General features: G+C 63.5%; 17 protein-coding genes. 1 reads left to right on the top strand and 16 read right to left on the bottom strand.

What is annotated here, in order from left to right; genetic code table 11:
- Positions 1-155: 155 nt before the first annotated feature.
- The 14 genes from ABIB00_RS13650 to ABIB00_RS13585 all read right to left on the bottom strand — a co-directional run bounded on the left by ABIB00_RS13650 (position 156) and on the right by ABIB00_RS13585 (position 19986).
- Positions 156-2675, bottom strand: coding sequence for a M56 family metallopeptidase (locus ABIB00_RS13650; protein WP_354104688.1), 2520 nt, complete (start codon positions 2673-2675; stop codon positions 156-158).
- Positions 2672-3064, bottom strand: coding sequence for a BlaI/MecI/CopY family transcriptional regulator (locus ABIB00_RS13645; protein WP_247341405.1), 393 nt, complete (start codon positions 3062-3064; stop codon positions 2672-2674). Before ABIB00_RS13645 ends, ABIB00_RS13650 begins: the two co-directional genes overlap by 4 nt.
- A 304-nt stretch (positions 3065-3368) precedes the next feature.
- Positions 3369-5021 (bottom strand): NAD-dependent malic enzyme, encoded by a 1653-nt coding sequence (locus ABIB00_RS13640; RefSeq protein ID WP_354104687.1) that lies wholly within the window; start codon positions 5019-5021, stop codon positions 3369-3371.
- A 276-nt stretch (positions 5022-5297) separates the two neighbouring features.
- Positions 5298-6296, bottom strand: a complete 999-nt coding sequence (locus tag ABIB00_RS13635) for a tripartite tricarboxylate transporter substrate-binding protein (protein ID WP_354104686.1) — start codon at positions 6294-6296, stop codon at positions 5298-5300.
- Positions 6297-6399: 103 nt separating this feature from the next.
- Positions 6400-8724, bottom strand: coding sequence for a mechanosensitive ion channel domain-containing protein (locus ABIB00_RS13630; protein ID WP_354104685.1), 2325 nt, complete (start codon positions 8722-8724; stop codon positions 6400-6402).
- Between the two features lie 930 nt (positions 8725-9654).
- Positions 9655-10581 (bottom strand): polyphosphate kinase 2 family protein, encoded by a 927-nt coding sequence (locus ABIB00_RS13625; protein WP_354104684.1) that lies wholly within the window; start codon positions 10579-10581, stop codon positions 9655-9657.
- A complete protein-coding gene (locus tag ABIB00_RS13620; RefSeq protein ID WP_354104683.1) occupies positions 10541-11560 on the bottom strand; it encodes a branched-chain amino acid ABC transporter permease in 1020 nt (339 codons plus the stop codon). The genes ABIB00_RS13625 and ABIB00_RS13620 overlap by 41 nt, the downstream gene beginning before the upstream one ends.
- On the bottom strand, positions 11557-12438 hold the full coding sequence (locus ABIB00_RS13615; RefSeq protein WP_247341396.1) for a branched-chain amino acid ABC transporter permease: 882 nt from the start codon (positions 12436-12438) through the stop codon (positions 11557-11559). The genes ABIB00_RS13620 and ABIB00_RS13615 overlap by 4 nt, the downstream gene beginning before the upstream one ends.
- 13 nt (positions 12439-12451) lie before the next feature.
- On the bottom strand, positions 12452-13156 hold the full coding sequence (locus ABIB00_RS13610; protein ID WP_354104682.1) for an ABC transporter ATP-binding protein: 705 nt from the start codon (positions 13154-13156) through the stop codon (positions 12452-12454).
- Between the two features lie 3 nt (positions 13157-13159).
- A complete protein-coding gene (locus ABIB00_RS13605; RefSeq protein WP_354104681.1) occupies positions 13160-13927 on the bottom strand; it encodes an ABC transporter ATP-binding protein in 768 nt (255 codons plus the stop codon).
- Between the two features lie 31 nt (positions 13928-13958).
- The gene (locus tag ABIB00_RS13600; RefSeq protein ID WP_354104680.1) at positions 13959-15269 is read right to left on the bottom strand and encodes an ABC transporter substrate-binding protein; all 1311 of its coding nucleotides are present in this window, start codon (positions 15267-15269) and stop codon (positions 13959-13961) included.
- 94 nt (positions 15270-15363) lie between these two features.
- Positions 15364-16068, bottom strand: a complete 705-nt coding sequence (locus ABIB00_RS13595) for an NUDIX hydrolase (RefSeq protein ID WP_354104679.1) — start codon at positions 16066-16068, stop codon at positions 15364-15366.
- A gap of 30 nt (positions 16069-16098) precedes the next feature.
- Positions 16099-17124, bottom strand: a complete 1026-nt coding sequence (locus ABIB00_RS13590; RefSeq protein WP_354104678.1) for an ABC transporter substrate-binding protein — start codon at positions 17122-17124, stop codon at positions 16099-16101.
- Positions 17125-17202: 78 nt separating this feature from the next.
- Positions 17203-19986 (bottom strand): autotransporter outer membrane beta-barrel domain-containing protein, encoded by a 2784-nt coding sequence (locus ABIB00_RS13585; RefSeq protein ID WP_354104677.1) that lies wholly within the window; start codon positions 19984-19986, stop codon positions 17203-17205.
- A 326-nt stretch (positions 19987-20312) separates the two neighbouring features.
- Here ABIB00_RS13585 and ABIB00_RS13580 point away from each other — a divergent pair, with 326 nt between their 5' ends.
- Entirely contained in the window at positions 20313-20762 is a 450-nt protein-coding gene (locus ABIB00_RS13580) for a cupin domain-containing protein (protein WP_354104676.1), read from the top strand.
- A gap of 53 nt (positions 20763-20815) precedes the next feature.
- Here ABIB00_RS13580 and ABIB00_RS13575 read toward each other — a convergent pair whose 3' ends face one another.
- A complete protein-coding gene (locus ABIB00_RS13575) occupies positions 20816-21589 on the bottom strand; it encodes an anti-sigma factor family protein (RefSeq protein WP_247341379.1) in 774 nt (257 codons plus the stop codon).
- Complete coding sequence (locus ABIB00_RS13570; protein ID WP_354104675.1) at positions 21586-22104, bottom strand: sigma-70 family RNA polymerase sigma factor; 519 nt, start codon at positions 22102-22104, stop codon at positions 21586-21588. Before ABIB00_RS13570 ends, ABIB00_RS13575 begins: the two co-directional genes overlap by 4 nt.
- Positions 22105-22141: the final 37 nt, after the last annotated feature.

Below are 22141 nucleotides of genomic sequence, written 5' to 3'. Positions count from 1 at the left end.
GCCCGCTTCTTCTAGCCTGCCCGACAACGCGCCGCACGAAGCTACGAACCGTAATGCTACATATCGTAGCATTCGCAGGATAGACTCGCAAGCTGAGATTGAGACCTCGCCCTCAAGACGTCCGAGGCCTCCGGTCCGGCAGACCGGCAGCGGTCCTAGAAATTCGGCCCAAGCGCGATCTTGGTGATCGTGCCGTTCCTGACACCGATGCGCCATTCCGCCGAACCGTTGGCGAACTGGGCGACATAGATGTCGCTGTCGAGCGCGGTGACGCCGCGGAAGGAGACCGCACGCAACGCACCGAGCCGCGTCAGAATCGCCTGATCGAACGGAAGCTGCTGACGCGTGATGTCGGCCACTTCCGACGTCATGCCTTCATAGTCCGGCTGTCCCTTGCCGACGCCCTCGATGTAGCGGCGCAGCATCTCCTCGCCATTGGCGATCGGAACGGCACGGCGCGCGGCGCGTCCCGGCTTTGCGCCGATGTTCGAAGCCTCAACATTGTGGAAGCGCGTCTGCCGGCCCGGCATCAGGACCTCGAGACACCGCCCCGACTTGTCGGCGATCACCCAGGGATTGTTCACGGTGGTCGTGGCAGCCCAGCTCATGTTGGGCCTGACCACACTCTGCGTCTTGCGGTTGCCGTCGGCACCGAGATTGAAGACCTGGATGTCGTCGCCCATCTCGTTGTAGACCAGAATTCTGATCGGCGAGGTGCCGGCACGACCGCGCACGTTCGCCTCCTCCGAGCAAGGCACGATGCCGCCGAGCTCGTCATTGCCGTCGGCCCGGAAGATGACATCGCCGGCCTTGCCATCGGGTTCGAGCAACAGGCGGAATTCGGCCGTGCCGTTCTCGAACTTGGCGCCATAGATGTCGTAGCCGCCGGGCCCGACGCCGCGGAAGAAAATCGACTCCAGCCCGCCGAGCGCGAGTAACGTCGCGTGCATTTCACTGAGCTGCCGGTGGACCTTGGCCGCGAGCGGCGCGCTCATGCGGTCGTAGTTCGGCGTCCCAAGGCGCAGATCCTCGATCCCGCGCAGGATCATGTCCTTGCCGCCCGCGACCGGAACCTGCTCGCGGAAACGATCCGGGACTTCCGCGACACGACGCGCGAAGTCGGCCTCGATCGCCTGCGCCAGCGCCGCATCGATCCGCGGCGCGAGACGGGCGCCGAAGACTGCGTTCTGGACCAGCACGCGCGAGACCTTGGCTTGGTCGTCGCGCAGGAAAATCAGGAGATTGTCGCCATGGATCGAGAAGACGTCGGCACCTTCGGCGAGGAGCGCCGCCCGGCCCTGCACGGTTTCATGAACCTGGAGCCGGTCGCCGTCGCGGCGCACCGTGAGCACGCGGTTCGGCGCGACCCTGTACCAGCCGACATATTGATCGAGCGATGCGGAATCGGCCGCCGCCGTCGGCATCTCGGCGACGCGAACCGCGCGTATGTCGCGGCCGTTCATGCGCAGCATCAGTTCGGCCGAACGACGCTCGGCATCGAGCGGGAACGTGATCTCGCCGGAGGAGGCCGCGTAGGACGCGGTACCGTCGCTCCCGACAGTCAGGCGCAATTTGCGCTGCCCGGTGAGCTGGCCGTAAAGCTCGTCACCGTCCCGGAAGATCGCGAACACCGAAGCCGGGCCCATGGCATAGAAATTGACGAAGGGACGGTAATGCTGGGCCGGCACCTCGCCGGTATCCGCGGCGAGGGGCGCCGGGTCCGGCGTCCGATAGGCGATCATGCCGGCGGATACGATCACGGCCGGTACGATCGCGGCCGCAATCCAAAGCCGCTTGCGCCAGCCGACTGCGACGGGCATGGCGGCGGCCGCGATAATGCGCTCGACGCGGGCGCGCACGGTCGAGGCCCGCGCCATCGCAAGCTCGACCGGTCGCGGTCTTACGGTGCTTGCAAACTCAAGCAGGATTTCCGCATAGGACAGCCGGTCGTCGATCACCTCGATCGCCTCAGCGTCGCTGATGATCTCGGCGAGCTCGGCGAGGTGCGCGAGCTGCCACCACGAGAACGGGCTGAACCAGAACACCGCGCGGTTGAGGGACGCGAGCAAGAGAACGTAGAAATCGCGGTTGGCGACGTGCGCGCCCTCGTGCGCGAGCACCGCGAGCCGCTTCTTCGCGTCCCAGCCGGAAAATTGCGGCGGCACCAGAATGGTCGAGCCGAAGGTAACGGGACCACCAACGTCGCAGCTGACGCGCACATCAGCGTCGATCATCAGCGGGCCCTTCATCGGCTTCGCGACGCGCGCCAGACGCCAGGTCAGGCAAAGGCCGATAGCGAGCCGCAGCAGCAACAGGCCGGCGACGCCGGCATAGACAATAGTGGCGACCAGCCACCAATCGATCGAGAACCCGCTCTTGGCCGGTGGAACAATCGCCGGACCGGGCGCGACCGGAGGTGTCGGCTGCGGCATCTCCAGCGTCGACATGTCGGCCGGCAGAAAATCATCCGGCATGGATACCGGCAAGGGCAGCCGGGTAATCGTGAGCGTCGGCCAATGCATCACGAAGGGCATCGCAAGCGACGCCAGCAGCACGACGACCCATGCCGTCATGTGGACGTGCGGATTGCGCACCCGAAAAAGATTGAGGCCGAACCAGACGACGCCTCCCAGCATAAGGGAGCGCAGCGCCGCCTCCGCCAGAGTTGCGATCATTCTTTCTTCACTCCCCTCGCCTTCTTCGCCTTGGCTACCTGATCGGCCAGCGTGCGCAATTGCTGCTGGTCGAGCATCGCATTGTCGACCATGCCGACGAGAACCTCTTCGATCGAGCCGTTGCAGAACCAATCGACGATGCGCTGCACCGCCTTGGCTGCAACCCGCGAGCGTTCTTCAGCCGCGTGGTAGACATAGGTCCGTCCGTCCACGGTGTGCCGAGCATAGCCTTTTTCTTCCAGCCGGCGCAGCACCGTGCGGACCGTGGATTCCTTCAGACGCCGCGACAGCCGCTCGCGCACGATTTCGGCCGTAACAGGACCATGGGCCCAAACCAGTTGCATGACCTCGTGCTCGAGGTCGCCCAGATCGGGCAAACGATCGTCCATGGCGGCTTACCTTGCTTCGAATTTTCTTGTAGCGCTACAGATCGTCGCATATACGGCCGCGCCGCGCAACGGCGTTTCCACCTGAAATCGTGTCGCGTGCTGACCTAACTAGGCGCGTTGCGACGCGCGGGGGCGGTGCGCTCCCTCTCCCGCTTGCGGGAGAGGGTTGGGGTGAGGGTGTCTCCGCAGTGGGACTTCCCAAGAGGATAGAGCCCTCACCCGGCGCAAGCGCGCCGACCTCTCCCGCAAGCGGGAGAGGTGACCGGGCCAGCCGCCAGATCGAGTCAATCAAAAGTCATCACGCTCAGTATTTCGGCTCGTACATCTGCGACTGGACCAGGCCTTTCACGTCGTTCGGCGCGGGTCCGTCCGCGAGCCCGCGCTGAAAAGCGACGTCGGCGACGGCGGCGGCGATGCGAACCGAGACCTCGCGGATGCGCGGCAGCGCCGGGTAGAGGCTGCCCTGCGCAAGATCGTCCTTGCCGACGCAATTGGCGAGCGTATGGGCGGCGGCCATGAACATCTCGTCCGTCACCAGCCGTGAACGGCTGGCGATGACGCCGAGGCCGACGCCCGGGAAGATGTAGGAGTTGTTGCCCTGGCGCGGCACGAAGGTGCGGCCGTCGAGCTTGACCGGGTCATACGGGCTGCCGCAGGCAAACAGCGCGCGGCCCGCGGTGTAGCGATAGGCATCTTCCGCAGAACATTCGGCTTTCGAGGTCGGGTTGGAGAGCGCAAACACGATCGGCTGCTCGTTGAGCTCGGCCATTGCCTTCAGTACGTCGGGTGTGAAGGCGCCGCCGACCGCGGCAACGCCGATGATCGCCGTCGGCTTCAGCGTCTTGATCGCGGTAAGGAAGTCGGCGATCGGCGCCTGATCGGCAAGGGCATAACGGAGCTTGTGACCGGAGAGGCCTTCGCGGCTGCTAACGACGAGACCGCGCGAATCCACCAGCCAGTTGCGGCGCAGCGCTTCCGCCTCCGAGGCGCCCTCGGCCATCATGGCGGAGACCACGAGGTCGGCGATGCCGGTCGCAGCCTCGCCTGCGCCAAGGAACAGGATACGCTGATCCCTGAGCTTGCCGCCGTTGATGCGCAAGGCCGAGAAAAGGCCGGCGAGCGCCACCGCTGCGGTGCCCTGGATGTCGTCGTTGAAGACGCAGGCGTCATCCCGATATTTGTGCAGCAGCTTGAACGCCGAATGATTGGCGAAATCCTCGAACTGGATCAGCACACCGGGGAAGGTCTTTCGCGCGGCGACCATGAATTCGTCGACGAAGCTGTCATAAGCCTCGCCGGTGAGACGCCGCTCGCGCAGGCCGAGGTAATAGGGATCGTTCAGGAGCTCTTCGTTGTTGGTGCCGACATCGAGCACGATCGGCAGGCACAGTTCGGGATGCACGCCGGCGCAGGCCGAATAGAGCGAGAGTTTTCCGACCGGAATGCCCATGCCGTTGGCGCCGAGATCGCCGAGGCCCAGGATGCGCTCGCCGTCGGTGACGACGATCAGCTTGGCTGGGTAAGGCCAGTTCTTCAGGATTTCGCCGATCTGGCCCCGATCGCGCGAGGATATGAACATGCCCCGTGGCCGCTGGAAGATCAGGCCGTATTTCTGGCAGGCGAGCCCGACCGTCGGCGTGTAGATGATAGGCTGGATCTCGTCGATATTGTCGACGACGACGCGGAAGAAAAGCGCCTCGTTGCGGTCGTGCAGCGCATTCAGCGCGACGTATTTCTCGAGATCGGTCGGCAGCGTGCGTAGATTGGTGAGCACGCGCTCGACCTGGGTCTCCATCGTCAGCACGCAAGGCGGCAGCAGGCCGCGCAAGCCGAGCGCGTCGCGGTCCTGCGCCGTGAAGGCGGTGCCCTTGTTGAGCAAGGGATCGCGCAGCAGCGTCATGCCGTGCGCGGTGTCGGATGACGTCGAATGGGCGCTGACCCGAGCAGGTCTATTCACGAATTCCCCCAGGGAGTTTCTTGTTGAGCCGCAATCATTGTCGGCCACCCCTCACCTGATATCAAGGACGTAGAAACTCAGGCATTGATTGTGATCTCGCACCGCAGCGAGATTTTCGTGAAGACCGGCAGTTGCGCGCGAGAAATGATTAACGCCGCAAGACTCCCGCTCCTCATGGTGAGGAGCGCGTCTTCGCGCGTCTCGAACAATGCAGGCCCTGCTCTCTCCCGCGGCGCATCCTTCGAGACGCGGGCTCCTCAGGATGAGGAAGTGGTATTATTCCGCCTTGATATCGGCGGCCTTCACGATCGGCCACCATTTTTCGGTCTCGGCCTTCTGGAAGGCTCCGAGCGCCGCGGGCGTTTGCTGATCCGCTGGCGGAATCTCCTGCCCCAGTTCGCCAAAACGCTGCTTGACGGAGGGATCGGCAAGCACGGTCACGATGGCCGCGTTGAGCTTTGTGACGATCTCCTTCGGCGTGCTCTTCGGCGCCCAGATGCCGTGCCAGTAGGAAATGTAGAGGCCGGGTAGGCCCGCCTCGTCGACGGTCGGAATGTCGGGCGCAGACGCGAGCCGTGTCGGCGACGTCACCGCGAACGCCTTGATCGCATTGTTCTTGTATTGTGGCAGAGAATTAGAGGCCTGATCGAACATGATGTCGATCTGCCCGGCCACGAGGTCGATCATGGCAGGCCCTGCGCCGCGATAAGGCACGAACTGAAAATCGGTGCCGGTCCTTCCCTTGAAGAAGACACCGGCGACATGGGCGCCCGTGCCGGCGCCGGCTGTGCCGGCAGTCGCCTTGCCGGGGTTGGCCTTCAGCCAGGCGATCATCTCTTTCAGATTGTTGGCCTCGAGCGACTTTCGGCCGACGATGAGCTGCGTGCCCATCGCAATCGTCGCGACCGGTTCGAAATCGGCGATCACGTCGTAGGGCAGCTTGAAGATCGCGCCGTTGAGCACATGCGTGCCCCAATGACCGATCGTGATCGTGGTGCCGTCAGGCGTTGCGCGCGCAACGCGGGCGCCGGCGATGCTGCCGGAGGCGCCGGCCACGTTTTCGACCACGACCGTCGTGTGCAGTTCGGCGGCGATGCGTTCGGACAGGATGCGCGCCAGCGTGTCGGTCGGACCGCCCGCAGCGAACGGCACCACGAGGGTGATGGGACGCGACGGAAACGGCTGCGCGCTCGCAGGTGCGATCCCCGTCGTACATCCAATCAGCGCGCCCACAACCATCGCACGGCCGCGCAATCCGGCCCACAGCCCCCGCATCAGTCTCTCCCACCCTTTTTGCCGCCCGCATGTTGTCAACGGGCTGGGGCCGGAGTGAACGCTGCCGGACGGGCCGAGGCAAGTCGGAAATTTAGCGGAGCGACTATACGGCCGCCCGCCTTGGCGTCAAATTGGCGGCGCTATCAGCCGGAGGCGCGACGTGCATCAAGATGGTCTGGGTGGGGGATGCGACCTCGATGCCGTTCTGTTGGAAGCGCTGTTTCATGCGGCGGTTGAATTCGCGCTGCACCGGCCAGCGTCCGGCCTCTGTGCAGCGGATCTGGCCGACGATCGAGACCATGGCGCCGTCGACCTTGTCGATGCCCCAGAGATCGAGATCGCCGCGGATCAACGCGCGGAATTCCACCTCGCGGCGCATCTCGTCGACGATATCCTTGAGGATCTGACCGGCGCGGTCGGTGTCTTCCTTGTAGGCGACGTTGACGCTGACGGACGCATTGCCGGCGCCGCGGCTGGCGTTGGTGATGGTCGTCACCGCGCTGAACGGCACGATGTGCACGGCACCGTCGCCGGCACGGAGCCTGATAGTCCGGATCGAGACGTTCTCGACCACGCCTGATAGTCCCGACACGCTGACGCTGTCGCCGACCTGGACGGTGTTCTCCAGCAGCAGGAATAGACCGGTGATCAGATCCTGCACCAGCTTTTGCGAACCGAAACCGATGGCGATGCCGACGATGCCGGCGCCCGCCAGCAGCGGCGCGACGTTGACGCCGATCTCGCTGAGCGCCGTGAGGCCGACGACGGAGGCGATCACGCAGAGCAAGGCCGTCCGCAGCATCGGCTGAAAGGTCCGCAGCCGCGCGGCGCGGGCATAGTGCCCGTCGCGCGACAGCGTATTGATCTGGCGGTCCAGCAGCGCGTTGCTGGCTTCCCAGATCGCCGCCGCGATGAGTACGGCAACGCCGATCGTCATCACCGCCGAGATCAGCCGGCTGCCGATCTGGCCACCATAGAACCAGACGATGGCATCGACGCCCCAGACTTCGAGCACGGCCACCAAGCCGATGAAGGCGATCACGCTGGATACGATCTTGCGCAGCAGCGGCAGGTAGCGGTTGGCGCGGATCTCGAGACCCGGAAAGCGCTGGAGGATCTCCGGCTTGATGCGGAAGCCGCGGTCGATCAAGCCCAGCGTCAGCATGATGGCAACACGCGTGATCAGCACCACCGCGATGGTGCCGACGAAGTATTGCAGCAGCAGCGAATAGCCGTTGCGGATGTTCAGCGCCCACACGGCCCACAGCGCAAGATCGAGTGCGATGGCAAGATAGTGCCAGCCGCCCGCAATGCGGTTGCGCAGTCGCGCCGCGATCCCCTGCCGGTCGGCCGGCGCGCGGATGGCTTCGGCGACCTGGCGGCGGCTTTGCAGGATGATGACGACGACGAAGAGATGCACGACCAGCATCACCATGCGCAGGAGCGCGGCATAGCCGGCGCGATGCAGGCCGAGCAGCAGCGCCACGTTGGCGAAGGCGATGCCGGAGACGCCGACACCGACGATACGACGCGCCCAGATCTCGATATAGGCCGCGGTTTCGGCCCTGACCGGAAACAAGCCGAACGGTCCCGCCAGCGCACGGACCGCACAGATGAGCGCGCGCGAGAACGCGTAGGCATTGATGACCGCGAGGATCACGAGGCGGACGGTGGTGGGCTCGCCGATCTCTGTGCCGAGCAGCGCCGTGGCGGCGCCGACAAAGACCAACACCGGAAGCAACTCGAGCAGGAAGCGTCCCAGCACGAGGGGCAGCCGCAGCATGACCTGCCAAGCCCGCGCCAGGCTGTGGCGGCGCCTGTGCAATTCGGGCGCAGGGGTGACATCGGCCACGGATGACGGCGGATCGGCAATGGGCAACACCTGCACCGGCAGACGCGCCGTTTGCGGCATGCGCACTTCCAGGAACGCGACGGGGCGCCGGATCAGACGGAACATCACCCATTCGGCGCAATAGGCGCAGCCGAACACCAGCGCTAGCTTCCAACCGATCTCGATCAGGAGATTATAGGCCGCGGGGTCGTTCGCGGTCTGCACGATCCAGTAGTAGAACGCCGGGAAGTGTGTGAGCGTCCTGGCCATATCGGCGACGTCTCGCGAAATTTCGCCGATCTCCTCAGACACGGTGAGCATGAGCTGCGCACCGAGGCCGTCGGCCGCGAGCGGGATCGGCGATTTCTGCTCGGGCGCGGGTTGCTGCTGACCGGGCGCATTCGCGATCGCGCGTAGCGTATCGATCATCTGCGCGCGCTTCTTGTCGTCCTGGAGCGTCTCCAGCGCGCGCTTGGCCTCCTCCGGCGACACTGCAGCAGCACTGTTGGCGGCCGGCGGCTCTGCGCGAGCGCTGGTGAAAGAGGAGATCGCGAGGAAGAGAACGGCGAAGAGCGCCGGGGCAAGCTTTTGCGACACGAGGATTCCCTGGAAAAAAACAAAAGCGCCGGCGGAATCGGAATCGTCATCACCGAAGCGCATGCGTCATGTCGGAAGGCGTTATTCGCCCCGGTCCTGTGTCGGAAATTTGCCGATGCGGCGACATTCTCTTGGCATTTGCCGCAACGCAGAAACGGGAACCGCGGTCTCGGAGACACCGGGCGCGTATTAGACGCAGTACGCGCAACCTCTCCCGTCATTCCGGGAGTCGGCCCCGGAATGACGGCGATGAGGAGGAGAGAGGCAGGATGTCAAAAACGCCTGTCGCGGCGGCCTCGTCACGGCCATCCGACATGATCGATGTGATGCACAATACAGCGCCGGGCAGGTAGGGGCTTTGCCTTACTGATGCAGCCCACTAAACCTTGACCCGGCGTGCCGTTCGCGGATTCTGCCGCTATGCGATAGTCCGAACGAGCTCCATCGCAATTAACGCGGCTGGGTCTGCGGAGGTGGTGTCATAGACCTCCCCTTGCTCTTGATGTGGACATTGCGCGTCGCTTGTTTGCGACCATTGCGATGCTCCACCCGTGACACAAAACTGTCAAGCGGGATCGACCGCCTGAGGTATCACATTTCAGGACGCGTTCCATCTCACTGCGACAGATAAGCCGCAGCGGACCGCGGAATAAATTCCCTTCGGCAGTGGGCAAATTACGAGGCCGTCCTTCCCACCAATGTCGAGCGCCTCTGCTACTGGTGGGGCCGCGGGTATTGAGGGGACGACGGGGGCGATGGTGACATCCTGCTCCTGTTTTGCCCGACGAGTCAAACGGCTTCGTAAAATCCGCAGCCGTTTATAGTGTCCGTCAAGCCATTGATTTCGCTATCCTCGGCTACTGTGCATGGGGTTGTTTTCGCGTTTTTTGTCCGTGACCACGAGTGGGCGGGCTTCGCGCCAATCGACTGTCACTTCGCTCGCCCCTTGCTTCCCTTGCCCTCTTTCTCCAGCACGTTGCGCACCTCGCCGAATTCCTCCCGCGACACCTTGTCGGCGCGCGGAAAGCGCAAATCGAGCTTTTCGAGCGCTGCGACGATGGCCGACCCGATCACGACGCGGGCGAACCATTTGTGATCGGCCGGCACGACATACCACGGCGCATGCGGCGTTGCCGTGTGGCGCACGATGTCCTGATAGACCGCCTGGTAGCGCGGCCACAGCGCACGTTCCTTGATGTCGTCCATGGAGAACTTCCACTGCTTGGACGGATCCTCCAGCCGGTCGAGGAAGCGCTCGCGCTGCTCGTCCTTGGACAGGTTGAGGAAGAATTTCAGCACCACGGTGCCGTTACGCGAGAGATAGCGCTCGAAGGCGGAGATGTCCTCAAACCGCTCTTTCCAGATGTTCTTGACGAGCTTTTGCGGCAGCTTCTCTTTGGCAAGGATCTCCGGATGCACGCGCGTCACCAGACATTCCTCGTAATGAGAGCGGTTGAAGATGCCGATATGGCCGCGTTCCGGCAGCGCGATCACGTGACGCCAGAGGAAGTCGTGGTCGAGCTCCTTGCTGCTCGGCGCCTTGAACGCACTGACTTCGCAGCCCTGCGGATTGATGCCCTCGAAGATCGCCTTGATCGCAGAATCCTTGCCGCCGGCGTCCATCGCCTGGAACACGATTAGCACCGACCAGCGGTCCTGGGCGTAGAGCTTCTCCTGAAACGCGATCAGCCGCTTCTTGTTGGCGTCGAGAAGCTCCTGCCCCTTCTCCTTGTCGAGGTCGCCCTTCGCGTCGGTCTTGTGGTCCTTGAGATGAAACTTGCCCGATCCATCGTAGCGGAACGGCGTGATGTAGCGGTCAAGTTCCTGGGCGAGCGATTTGGACGGCTTCTTGCTCATGAGCGCGGGGCACCTTGCGTTGCGGCTTCAATCGATCGAGCAAGCTACCAAGGATACCCTTGGGAAGGAATATGATGAAAAGCACGAGCAAGACGCCGTAGACGAGATTGTCCCAGCCGACCGCCTTGGTGCCAAAGCCGATGCGCAAGGTCTCGGCCAGCAGGATCGTGATGACGGCGCCGAAGGTCGGGCCGAGCGAGACGAACAGGCCGCCGACGATGGCGGCGAACACCATCTGGAGCGACACCGCGATGCCGCTGACGGTGTCGGGCGTGATGAACATCTGGTACTGGCAATAGATCGCGCCGGCGAGCGCCGTCATCACCGCGCTGAGCAGCGTGATCTTCAGCTTCTCCGCCGTGACGTCGACGCCGGCGGCGGCCGCAGCGTCCTCGTCTTCCGAGATCGCCTCCAGCGCATAGCGGGCCATGCTGCGGTCAACCCAGTGCCAGACAACGATGCCGAACAGCCAGACCCCGAGCGCGATCAGGTACCAGGTGATCTTGTCGTCGAATTGCAGCGCCAGGAGCTTGTTGCCCGGGGCCCGGTTCGGCGTGTAGCCGAGCGAGCCGCCGGTATAGTCGCGCGTCGCCGTGATGACCTGGAGCACGATCCCGGAGAGCGCGAGCGTCACCAGCACGAAATAGTGCCCGGTGATGCGGAAGCGGAAACAGGGATAGCCGACGATCAGCGCCAGCGCGCCGGCCGCGACCATGCCGATGGGGATGCCGATCCAGGGTGACCATCCCAGATGATTCCAGAGCAGTGCGGTGACATAGGCGCCGATACCCATGAAACCGCCATGGCCGAGCGAGACGAGGCCGAACCGCCCCATCATCGACCAGGACGTATAGGCGAACGACCAGATCAGGATCAGCACCAGGATGTGCAGATGATAGGGATCGCGATAGACGAAGGGCAGCGCGACCAGCGCCGCTAATCCTATCGCCCAGGCTGCAAGCCGCCCCTGCCCCATCATCGGCGCCTCGCCAGCAGGCCCGCGGGCCGGATGAACATCATGACGATGAAGAAGGCGAAGGCGAGCACATAGCCCCATTCGAGATCGGAGAACAGGCCGCCAAGCGAGATGATCTCGGCGAACACGAAGGCGGCGATGAAGCCGCCGATGAAATTACCGAGGCCGCCGAGCACGCAGATCAGGAAGGTGATCGGCCCGAACGACAGACCGACGAAGGGATGCACGTCATATTGCAGAACCAGCAGGCAGGCGGCGAGCCCGGCCAGAGCGCCGCCGAGTGCCGAGGTAATGAGATAGATCCGCTTGGTGTCGACGCCCATCAGCGCCATGATCTGCCGGTCCTGCGAGATCGCCCGGATCGCGGTGCCGGTGAAGGTCCGCGTCATGAACAGATAGACCACGACCATGCCGACCAGCGCCGCCAGAAAGGACAGCAGCCGCGCATAGCTAAAATGCATTTCGCCGAAGGCGAGCACCGGCAGGCGGATGCCGAGGTTGCGAAAGTCGATGCCGAAGGCGACGGTGGCAAAACTCTGGAGCACGAACAGCACCCCGCCGGTCGCGAGCAATTGGTTGATCGGAGGCGCTGTGAGCAGCGGCGCGATCACGAGGTAATGCAGCGCCGCGCCGAGCACCGCGACCAGCAGGATGGTAAGCGGCGCGGCGACGAAATAGCTGATGCCGTAATGCTGCACCATGAAATACATGGCGTACATGCCGATCATCACCAGCTCGGCGTAGCAAATCCAGGTCACGTCGATGACGCCGAAGATCAGGTTGAGCCCGAGCGCGAGCAGCGCCAGCACGCCGCCGAGCAGGATGCCGTTGATCACGGCCTCCAGCAGGTAGATGTCGAAAATGTCCAAAAATGCTTGCATGCCCGCATGAACCTCACACCCCGAGATACGCTTCCTTGACCGTGTCGCTCGCCAGCATCTCGGCCGAGGTGCCTGAGGACCTGATCGTGCCCGCCTCGATCAGATAGGCACGATCGACCACTTTCAGCACCTGCTGCACATTCTGCTCGACGATCAGCACGGTCAGCCCGCTTGCACGGATCCGCTTCACCAGCTCGAACACCTGCTGAACCACCACTGGCGCCAGCCCCGCCGACGGTTCGTCGAGCAGCAGCAGTTTTGGATTCGACATCAACGCGCGTCCGATCGCGCACATTTGCTGCTCGCCGCCGGACATGGTGCCGGCCATCTGATGGCGGCGCTCCTTCAGGCGCGGAAACAGATCGAACACGACGTCCAGCCGCTCGGCATAATGGCCGCGCGCCTCCTTCATGAAGGCGCCCATCTTGAGATTGTCGTCGACCGAGAGCTGCGGAAACAGCCGCCGGTTCTCCGGCACATGCGCGATCCCGAGACTGACGATCTTGTGCGACGGCGTCGCCACGAGGTCGATGCCCTCCATCGCGATCGACCCACGCGCGGGACGGATCAGGCCGGAAATGACGCGCATCAAGGTGGTCTTGCCGGCGCCGTTAGGGCCAATGACGCCGACCGCCTCGCCGGCCTTCACGTCGAGATTGACGTCGAACAGCGCCTGGAAGGTGCCATAACCGGCATTGACGGCGCGGAGCTCCAGCATCGACTATCCTCCCGCGCGGCGGCGCGCTTCGGCGGCCGCGGCCTGCGTGGTCTCGGCATCGGTGCCGAGATAGACCTCGATGACGCGCGGATCGCCGGCAACCGCGCTCGGCAAACCTTCCGAGATCTTTTCGCCGTGGTCGAGCACCATCACGCGATCGACGACGCGCATCAGGACGCCCATGATGTGCTCGACCCAGATGATGGTGATGCCGAGCTCGTCGCGGATGTTGCGCAGCATGTCGGCGGCCTGGCCCATCTCGGCTTCGTCGAGCCCGCCGAGGCTCTCGTCGGCGAGCAGCAGTTTTGGCGCAGTCGCGAGTGCTTTCGCCAGTTCGAGCTTTTTCAGGCCGGCTGCGCCGAGGCCATCGACGCTGGCGTGGCGATCGGTCGGCAGGCCGACCATGGCCAGCGATCGCTCGGCCGCCTCCTCTGCTTTGGCACGGCTGTGGCGGCCCTGGCCGTAGAATCCAGCAAGCGCGACGTTCTCGAAAATGGTGAGGCGGCGGAACGGCCGCGGGATCTGGAAGGTGCGCCCTATACCGCTGTTGATGATCCGATGTGGTGCGAGACCCGCGATCTCGGAGCCGCCGAACAGGATCGAACCGGACGTCGGCGCCAGCGTGCCGGAGAGCATGTTGAAGATCGTGCTCTTGCCCGAGCCGTTGGGGCCGATCAGGCCGAGGATCTCGCCCCGATCGACTTTGAACGACACGGTGTTGACAGCGGTGAAGCCACCAAACCGCTTCACCAGCCCGCTGACTTCCAGCACCGCCCCGCCCTCCTTGCTCCGCGTATTTGCGCTACTGGTTGCTGTAGGTGGTGCCCTTCGGCAGCGGCAGCACGGCCTCGCGCTGCGCCTGGCTCTTGGGCCACACCACCGAGGATTTATCGTCGATGTACTGGATCACGACCGGGAACGAGCGCTCGTTCTGCCCGGCCATCGGCGTGCCCTCGCCGTAGAATTTGACGCCGAAGCCGAGCATGGTGCCGCCCTCTGGGATGTCGGTGTCGAGCGCCGCTTTGCGCAGCGCATCCGGATCGACGCCACCGTACTTCTTGATCGCGCGCGGCAGGACGTCATTCATGAACACATACGTGTTGGACGCGCCGATGCCGACATGAGCCGAGCGGATGGCGACGCCGGGCCGGATCTTGTCGAACTCCTCGCCGACCATCTTGATCACCGCAGGGAGCTTCGGATCCATGGTCTTCTGGTTGGCAAGCCAGATCGAGATGGGATCGGTGTTGAAGATGTAGGTGGCATCGGCGCCCATGCCTTCCTTCAGCTTCTCATAGACGCCGTAGCCCGCGCCATGCCCCATCAGCGCGCCGAACTTCAGGCCCTGCTCGCGGGCTTGGCGCAACAGCAGCGTAATGTCCGGATTGTAGCCGGTGTGGAAGATCACGTCGGGCTTGGCGCGCTTCAACTTGGTCACCAGCGCGGAGAGGTCAGGTGCGGTGGCCGAATAGCCCTCTTTCATCACGACGTTGAAGCCGGCCTTCTTCGCGCCGGCTTCGTTGCCCTTGGACACGTCGACGCCATAGGCGCCGTCCTCGTGGATGATGGCGACGCGCAGATCCTTCGGCTCCTTGTCGAACTTCGCCTTGGCGTTCTGCGCGATGAAATCCATCGTCATCATGCCGAACTGGTCGCCGCTCGCCTGCGGGCGGAACACGTATTTGTAACCCTTCTCGTTGAACACGGCTGACGAGATGCAGGTCGTCATCCACATGAACTTCTTGAGCTGCTCGACGCGCGCGGCCACCGGCACGCATTGCGCCGACGAGAAGAAGCCGAGCACCATGTCGACCTTCTCCTGCTCGAGCAGGCGGACGGATTCGTTGATGGCGATGTCGGGCTTGCTCTGCGCGTCGGCATAGACCGCCTCGATCTTGTAACCCTCGACGCCGGTCCTGGCGAAGTGGTCGAGGATGATCTTTGCGCCGATATAGCCGAGCTCAGAGCCGCCGCCGGCGAGAGGTCCGGTCAAATCGAAAACGACGCCGATCTTGATCTTCTTCTCTTGAGCCTGGGCGGAGACCGCCAAGCCCGTCGCTGATATCGCGACCAACAGCCCACGCACGAAGCGGGCAGCCATGCGCACGCGCATCAAAACCTCCCTGGACGATTGTGCATTGCAGTCTTTTTGCTTTTGCTTTTTGCCCATCACATGGGCTGAGCGCAGCGATGTCAAGCCTCGCGCATCAGCGCGACGCGAACTGCTGCTCGACGAAGGCCGTGACAAATCGCGGCATGGACGGCGTGAGATCACTCATCCCGTGCACGAGATGGATAGCCGAGAGCTCCGGCTCAGCCTCGCGCGCCAGATTGGCTTCGATCCGCGCACGCGCCACGTCACCCGGCATGTCCAGGTTGATGATTTGCATCATTGCAATCGTGGGCCCGGAGACGACGCAATGCCAGTCCGGCTCGGCCCGGTAGTCGGCCGCGGTCAGGCCGGTCTCTTCCTCGAGTTCGCGGACAACGCTGCCGGAAATGTCGAGCGTGTCGCCCCTGACGTCGTCAAGGTCGGGCGTGCCCGATGGGAAATAGATGCGCCCGCCGTTGGCGGTGTGCTGTGCCATCTCGCCCATTACGAAGGCGCCGTCGGAGGTGCGCAGCGCGCCCATGCCGAAACCGTTGAACACGGCTTTGTCGGGAATGCCCCAGTCGCGCCAGGCGAGGAAGCTCGCGAAATCGGTCTCGAAATAGGTCGCGGTGAAATGGCCATCCGTAAACACGGGATCACGCCCGAGCAGGACACGGCCGTTCCAGATCTTCGGCCGCTCACGCTGCTTCTCGGCGAAATGCGCGGCGATCTCGGCGCGCCGCTCCTCGGCGAACGGCCAGACGATCGGCCGCACGGCGAGATCAAGGGTGGTGACGCGATGAATGATTGGTGACGTCATGACGGCCTGATGACCACGCCTTCGCGTCAGTTATTTGGCGCTCCCCGTGGTCTTCTTGGCCTGCTCGACATATTTGTTGGTAAAGGTCTTGCTGACGTCGATCTTGGCGTTAGCGACTTCGGGCGAGCCAGCGCTGAACACCGCGAGCACGGCGTCAGCGCCCTTCGGATCCATCTTGCCGGTCTCGGAGAACATCGGAATCGTGTTCTTGAGCGCCGCGAGATAGAGGTCCTTGTTCTTTCCGACCGTCTCCTCCGGCATCTTCGCCATGATCTCCTCGGGCGAGTGCGAGTGGATCCAGGCGAGCGTGCCCATGATCGCGTTGGTCAGCGCCTGCGTCTCCTTTTCGTGGCCGGCAACCCAGGCCGCGGTCGAGTACAGCGCACCGCCCGGATATTCGCCACCGAACGTCTCGAGCGTGTCCTTCTGGGTTCGGGTATCGCTGAGGATGCGAAGATCCTTGTGACTGCCCTGGAGCACGGTGACGGAGGGATCGAGCATCACGGCGGCGTCGATCTGGCCCTGCTCCATCGCGGCGACCGCGGTGGCGCCGAGGCCGACGCCGATCACGGCAGCGCTGGCGGGATCTACCCCATTCTTCTTGAGCATGTATTTGAGGAAGAAGTCCGTGGAGGAGCCGGGCGCGCTGACGCCGACCTTCTTGCCGGCGAGATCCTTGATCGACTTGATCTCGTTGGTGTGCGAGGGCGAAACCACCAGCACGAGGCCGGGATAGCGGTCATAGACCACGAAAGCCTGGAGCTCCTGCTTCTTGGCGGCGAGGTTGACGCAATGGTCGAAATAGCCGGAGACCACGTCGGCGCTGCCGCCGAGCACGGCCTTGAGCGCGTCCGAGCCGCCCTTGAGGTCCACCAGTTCGACACTGAGACCCGCCTTGTCGTATTCGCCGAGCTGCTTGGCCAGCACCGTCGGCAGATAGCACAGGCAGGAGCCGCCGCCGATGGCGATCGTGATCTTGCTTTGCGCCGCGGCAAGACCGGTGGTGAGCGTCAGCGCGAGCAACGCGCCGGCGAGCCGGCCAAACAGTTTCTTCATGGTTTCCTCCCGGTCTCAATTCGAGGCGCACGATAGAGCAGCGTGCGCCGCCTGAGAAGATGCCGTGCCTACGATAGACTAAAAGCCAATGCGGAGGCCGCCCCGGCCGCTGACGATCGAGCCCGAATTGTTCCACGCGAGATATTCGGCCGCAGCGAAAAGAGACACGTTGCGCGACTGCCATTCCACGCCAAGGCCACCGAAACCACCCCAGACATTGCCCGCGCCCGGTGCGGTGAAGGCGAGCGGCTGCGTGAGCAAGGTGGCGTTGACGGTATCGCCACCGACCCGCTGCAAACCGAGCGCCCCGCCGGACAGGTGGATGGTTAGCAGCGATGCCGGGGATATCTGCGTGGTTCGGATGAACTTCAGCTCGGCCCGCTCCTCGATATTTTGCGTATTGCGGCCGCCGGCCGTCAACGGCGCGGTGGTACCGGTCTCGGTATAGCCGTCGAAACCGGCATAGAGGTAACGGACCTGCACGTTCGGCGTCAGCGCGTAGTGCGAATCGAGCAGCGTTCCGAGCGCGAAGCGATGGCCCCATGTCAGTTCGGGACTGACGTACCAGCCGGTGTAACCCGCGGTCGCCGTCTCCAACCCATTAGCCACGAGATTGTTGTTGACCAGACGAGACGTCGAACTGTGCAGGGCCCCGCCCTGCAGCGCCGCATTGAGGAACGATGCGCCCGACGTGTAGCGCGCGTAGGCTCCGCCAAATGCGAGATTGCTGTCGGTGGCGTCGCCGTTCAGATCGAGGCGGTTATGGGTGCTGCCCGCGCCGACGAACAGGCCGAGCCGCAAATCCGGCCGCAGCGATTTGTCGATGCCGATCGCACCGCCATACCAGGTCGTGACGTTGCGCGACAGCAGGCCATCGGCAGCCTGCACATGCCGTCCGCCAAACCCTCTGCCCCACACGGCGGTGCCGTCGGCATAAACCGCGGTCGGACTCTTGTAGGCAACCTCGTCCGAGGCATAGGCCGAAAGGCCGGGAATGCCGGCAAAGGCATCGGCGATGCCCGACATGCCGCTATCGGGCGCAGCGAATGCGGACACGCCGCCACCGGATGCCATCACGCTGTCGAATGCCGGCACGATCGCAGAGACGCTGCGCGAGAAGTCGGCAAGCACGCTGCCGGCCGTTGCAAACGAGGACGGATCGACCGAGGCGATCCGGTTGCCCGACACCACGTAAGGCACCGTGCCGTTCACCGTTGCGCCGGCCAGCGTATCGAAGGTGAGGTTCTGGTTGACCGCCCGCATGTTGACGGTGTCGCCGCCGCCGCCAAGATTGACGGCGCCGATGATGCGCGATCCCTGCTGCACGGTGAGCGTGTCGGACAATCCCACGAACTGGAGCGCGGCGAGCCGCCCGCTGAGGATCCCGGAATTAGTCAAATTGCTGGAGCCAAAGGCCTGAATGCCGAAGCCGCCGGCCGAGACGGTGCCGGAATTGATCACGGTGGCATTGTGCTGATCGACTAAAATGGCAATGCCGCCCGTACCATTCGCCGAAATGATTCCGGAATTGACGACATGGGCGTTCTGAAGACCGATGATCGCGACGCCGGAGGGTCCATTGGCAGCGATCACGCCCGAATTCGTCACATTTGCATCTCGCACGGCGATGATAGCTGTAGCGGACAGACCGTCAGCCAGAATGGACCCGGAATTGAATACATTTGCATCTCGACCGGCACCGACGCCGGTACCGACGCCCGACGACGAGATGGTGCCGGAATTGACCACGTTGGCGTCTCGGCCCGCAGAAATTCCAACCGTGCCCGCGATCGTGCCCGAAATGACTCCGGAATTGGTGACGTTGGCATCCTGAAAAGCGCGGATCGCGCGCGCGGTGAAGCCGCCGACCGAAATGGTGCCGGAATTGACCACGTTTGCGGTCGTTGCAGAGATGGCGAACAGATTTCCCAGGACGAGCCCTGAGTTGTTGACGTCGGCGATCTGGGTGGCGGCAATGGCGGTGCCGCCGGTATCGTTGGCTCTGATGAGCCCCGAATTGGTCACGGCGGCATTCCGCAGCGCGTGAATGGCGACGCCAGTGCTGGAAGCAGTGATCGTGCCGGTATTGGCTACGGTGGCATCTCGAATCGAAAGGACACCGCGACCGCCGTCCCCGGCCGAGATGATTCCGGAGTTGCTCAAACTGGCGTCTTGATAACTCTTGATACCGATGCCGCTGACGCCGTTCACCGAGATGGTGCCGGAATTGGTCGCAAGGACGGTCTCGCCGGAGACAATGCCGATGCCGCCGCTTCCATTGGCCGAGATGACCCCGAAATTGATAACGGTCGCAGTGTGCAGATCGACGAAAATACCGAAGCCATCGGGGCCGTCGGTCAGGATGCTTCCGGAATTGATCACATAGGCATTTCGACTGGCGATAATACCGGTGCCTTGGGCACCGTTGGCCGAAATCGTGCCGGAGTTAATTACGTTGGCGTCGCGCGTAGCCACAATAGCGTTACTCATACCATCGTCAGCCTGGATGATCCCGGAATTGCTAATGGTGGCATCCCGTCCCACCGCAACGGCGCTGTTGGCAGCACCCGCGGCAGCGACACTTCCTGAATTCGTCAGGTTCAAATCCTGATTGGCGAAGATGCCCAGACTGCTGAAGCCGCTGCTGGAGATCACGCCGGCCGCGGTGTTGGTCAGACTTAGCGTCCCCAGATCCTGCAAGCCGACATTGCCAATGCCCCGAATACTGGTATCAGCGAGCGTCCCGCCATTGGTGCAAGTCTGATTGGTCTGGACCGGGAAACCGACGCACTGCGCATTCGCAGCGTCCATCGGCCAAAGCATCAGCGGCAACATCGCCGCCAAGAACACAGCCCCCGACATTCGGCAGCCACCGAAAGGCATTCCCAGACAAGACCTGAAAATTCGCAAAATATTCCTCAAACGCTCATCAAAAATAACGCCGAAGCGATCCAAGCGTTGGCGGCATGTTATTCAAATCAGGCGACTAAAGTCGATCAGCCCCGCGAATATGGCCGCCTATTTCAAATCCCTGTGGCAAACGCGCAACGCTGGGAACGCCGACCATATCGGCCGATCACCGCAAAGCAGCATGCGGCCCTTGAGACGGCGACTTTCCGACCGCTGGTCAAGCAAGTACCGGCGGCATACCATCGCTCGCATAATAATCAGCACGGGGAGGACTACCCATGAATCGCCTGGCCATCACGCTATCGCTCGTCGCCGCCTTCGCCGCCGGGTGCGGCGCAACCCACCTGATGCGGCCGGCGCTCGCCGCCGAGAACATCGCCCCGCAGATCATTCACACCGCCGAGATGGAGGGCGACGCACTCGGGAATGCCAACAGTGTCGGCTACCGTTCCAAGACGTTCGCAAGCGCCGATGGCGCCACCATCTCGATCCAGGTCGGCAATGTGCCCAAGCACATGCATCCCAACACCAACGAGATCCAGTACATTTTAGAGGGCACCGGCACGATCTGGTTCGGCGATAAGGAAGTCACGGTGAAGCCGGGCGACCTCGTCATCATCCCGAAGGGGACGCCGCATGGCGGCACCAAGCCGATCAGCGGACAGGTCAAGGCGATCGCGATCAAGACACCGCCGCAGGCGCCCGACGACACCAAGCTGCTGGACTGACCCATCGCGCTTCCGGGCTCGCGCCAATGCGCGGGCCGTTCTTGAAATCCGGGCTAGATCGGGCGCGCCTGCTTCCGGATCTCGTTCGCGATCGGCTTGAGCGTGTCCGCTGGAAGCTGGGCGACGAGCGTATAGCCCATACCCCTGTCCGCCCAGGCGAAGCCCGTAATATTGCCGGTCGATTGCGGCAGCATCGGCGTATCCTGCCTGGGATTGCTCATCGGACGTGTCAGCACGACAAGACGGTCGCCGTGATCGTCGTCGTACATAAACATCGCGGCCGGACCATGCGAGGTCGCAACGAGGCGTCCTCCCATCAGCCGATAGCCGGAGACAGCAAGGTCCGGCACCTTGACCGGCTGTTTCAGCCGATTGGAGACCCATTGCGTCAGCTCGGCACTGTCTGAAGCTCGTATCTCGACCGGCCGTACGCGATCCGGAGCGTAGACTCCGTAGGAGTAAGCCGCCTCCTGCGCCAACGCAGACAGTCCGCTCGAACCATCCTGCAACAGGCTGCGCATGGTCCAGCCGCCGAGACCGCCAATGCTCAAGAGCAACAGCGCCGCTATCGCCGCCCACGCCCGCAAGGGACGCCGCTTCCGGCGCTCAATGATGCGCGACAGGTTCAGCGCGGACGGCAATGGTTCGTCGGCGATCGACGCCAGCGCGCCGCGCAACTGCTCGCGCTGGGCGGCGAAAGCGGCGACGCGCCCCGCGATGTCAGGGTGATCGTCCAGATAGGATGCGATCTCTGCACGACGCTCGGGCTCGAGCGCCTGGTCCACATAGGCGTGGAGATCATCCTCCGTGATCGGCCGCTGGCTCATTTCATGCTCCGCAATGCCACGACATTCCCCGGTGCAATGCCGTCCATCTCCTGAAGTAGCCTTTCTCGCGCACGCGACAGGCGCGACATCACGGTCCCGACCGGGATATTCAGCACCGCCGCAGCATCGGCGTAGGAGAGATCCTCGACGGCAACAAGCAGCAATACAGCCCGCTGCTCTTCCGGAAGTTTCGCCAGCCTGTTCAGGACATCCTGATAGATCACCCTGTGCTCCTGCGCGGCAGCGCTGACGAGCTCACTCTCGCCTGCATCGTCGATCGGCATATGCCTGCCCCGCGCTGTTGCTTGACGGAACTGCGTGACCGCCAGATTGTGGAGGATGGTGAACAGCCACGCGCGCACGCTGCCGTCGCGCCGCTGATGCCAGCGGGTGACGGCGCGCTCCAGGCAATCCTGAACCAGATCGTCGGCAGCCGCGCGATCGCGTACGAGCGCCCGCGCATAACGACGGAGCGCGGGGATCAGCGGCTCGACCTGAACCAGCATATCCTTCATGAGGCGCTCCGCCCGATCTTCGTTGCCGCCCTCCGGC

The sequence above is a fragment of the Bradyrhizobium sp. LB14.3 genome, assembly GCF_040547985.1.
Classification (GTDB): Bacteria; Pseudomonadota; Alphaproteobacteria; order Rhizobiales; family Xanthobacteraceae; genus Bradyrhizobium.
This window is presented reverse-complemented; position numbering and strand designations above follow the sequence as displayed.

What these genes read in the sequence shown, in the direction of transcription:
- ABIB00_RS13650 (WP_354104688.1), bottom strand. Translation starts at nt 2,675, where the DNA reads ATGATCGCAACTCTGGCGGAGGCGGCGCTGCGCTCCCTTATGCTGGGA.
- ABIB00_RS13645 (WP_247341405.1), bottom strand. Translation starts at nt 3,064, where the DNA reads ATGGACGATCGTTTGCCCGATCTGGGCGACCTCGAGCACGAGGTCATG.
- ABIB00_RS13635 (WP_354104686.1), bottom strand. Translation starts at nt 6,296, where the DNA reads ATGCGGGGGCTGTGGGCCGGATTGCGCGGCCGTGCGATGGTTGTGGGC.
- ABIB00_RS13625 (WP_354104684.1), bottom strand. Translation starts at nt 10,581, where the DNA reads ATGAGCAAGAAGCCGTCCAAATCGCTCGCCCAGGAACTTGACCGCTAC.
- ABIB00_RS13620 (WP_354104683.1), bottom strand. Translation starts at nt 11,560, where the DNA reads ATGATGGGGCAGGGGCGGCTTGCAGCCTGGGCGATAGGATTAGCGGCG.
- ABIB00_RS13615 (WP_247341396.1), bottom strand. Translation starts at nt 12,438, where the DNA reads ATGCAAGCATTTTTGGACATTTTCGACATCTACCTGCTGGAGGCCGTG.
- ABIB00_RS13610 (WP_354104682.1), bottom strand. Translation starts at nt 13,156, where the DNA reads ATGCTGGAGCTCCGCGCCGTCAATGCCGGTTATGGCACCTTCCAGGCG.
- ABIB00_RS13600 (WP_354104680.1), bottom strand. Translation starts at nt 15,269, where the DNA reads ATGCGCGTGCGCATGGCTGCCCGCTTCGTGCGTGGGCTGTTGGTCGCG.
- ABIB00_RS13595 (WP_354104679.1), bottom strand. Translation starts at nt 16,068, where the DNA reads ATGACGTCACCAATCATTCATCGCGTCACCACCCTTGATCTCGCCGTG.
- ABIB00_RS13590 (WP_354104678.1), bottom strand. Translation starts at nt 17,124, where the DNA reads ATGAAGAAACTGTTTGGCCGGCTCGCCGGCGCGTTGCTCGCGCTGACG.
- ABIB00_RS13585 (WP_354104677.1), bottom strand. Translation starts at nt 19,986, where the DNA reads ATGTCGGGGGCTGTGTTCTTGGCGGCGATGTTGCCGCTGATGCTTTGG.
- ABIB00_RS13580 (WP_354104676.1), top strand. Translation starts at nt 20,313, where the DNA reads ATGAATCGCCTGGCCATCACGCTATCGCTCGTCGCCGCCTTCGCCGCC.
- ABIB00_RS13575 (WP_247341379.1), bottom strand. Translation starts at nt 21,589, where the DNA reads ATGAGCCAGCGGCCGATCACGGAGGATGATCTCCACGCCTATGTGGAC.
- ABIB00_RS13570 (WP_354104675.1), bottom strand. Translation starts at nt 22,104, where the DNA reads ATGAAGGATATGCTGGTTCAGGTCGAGCCGCTGATCCCCGCGCTCCGT.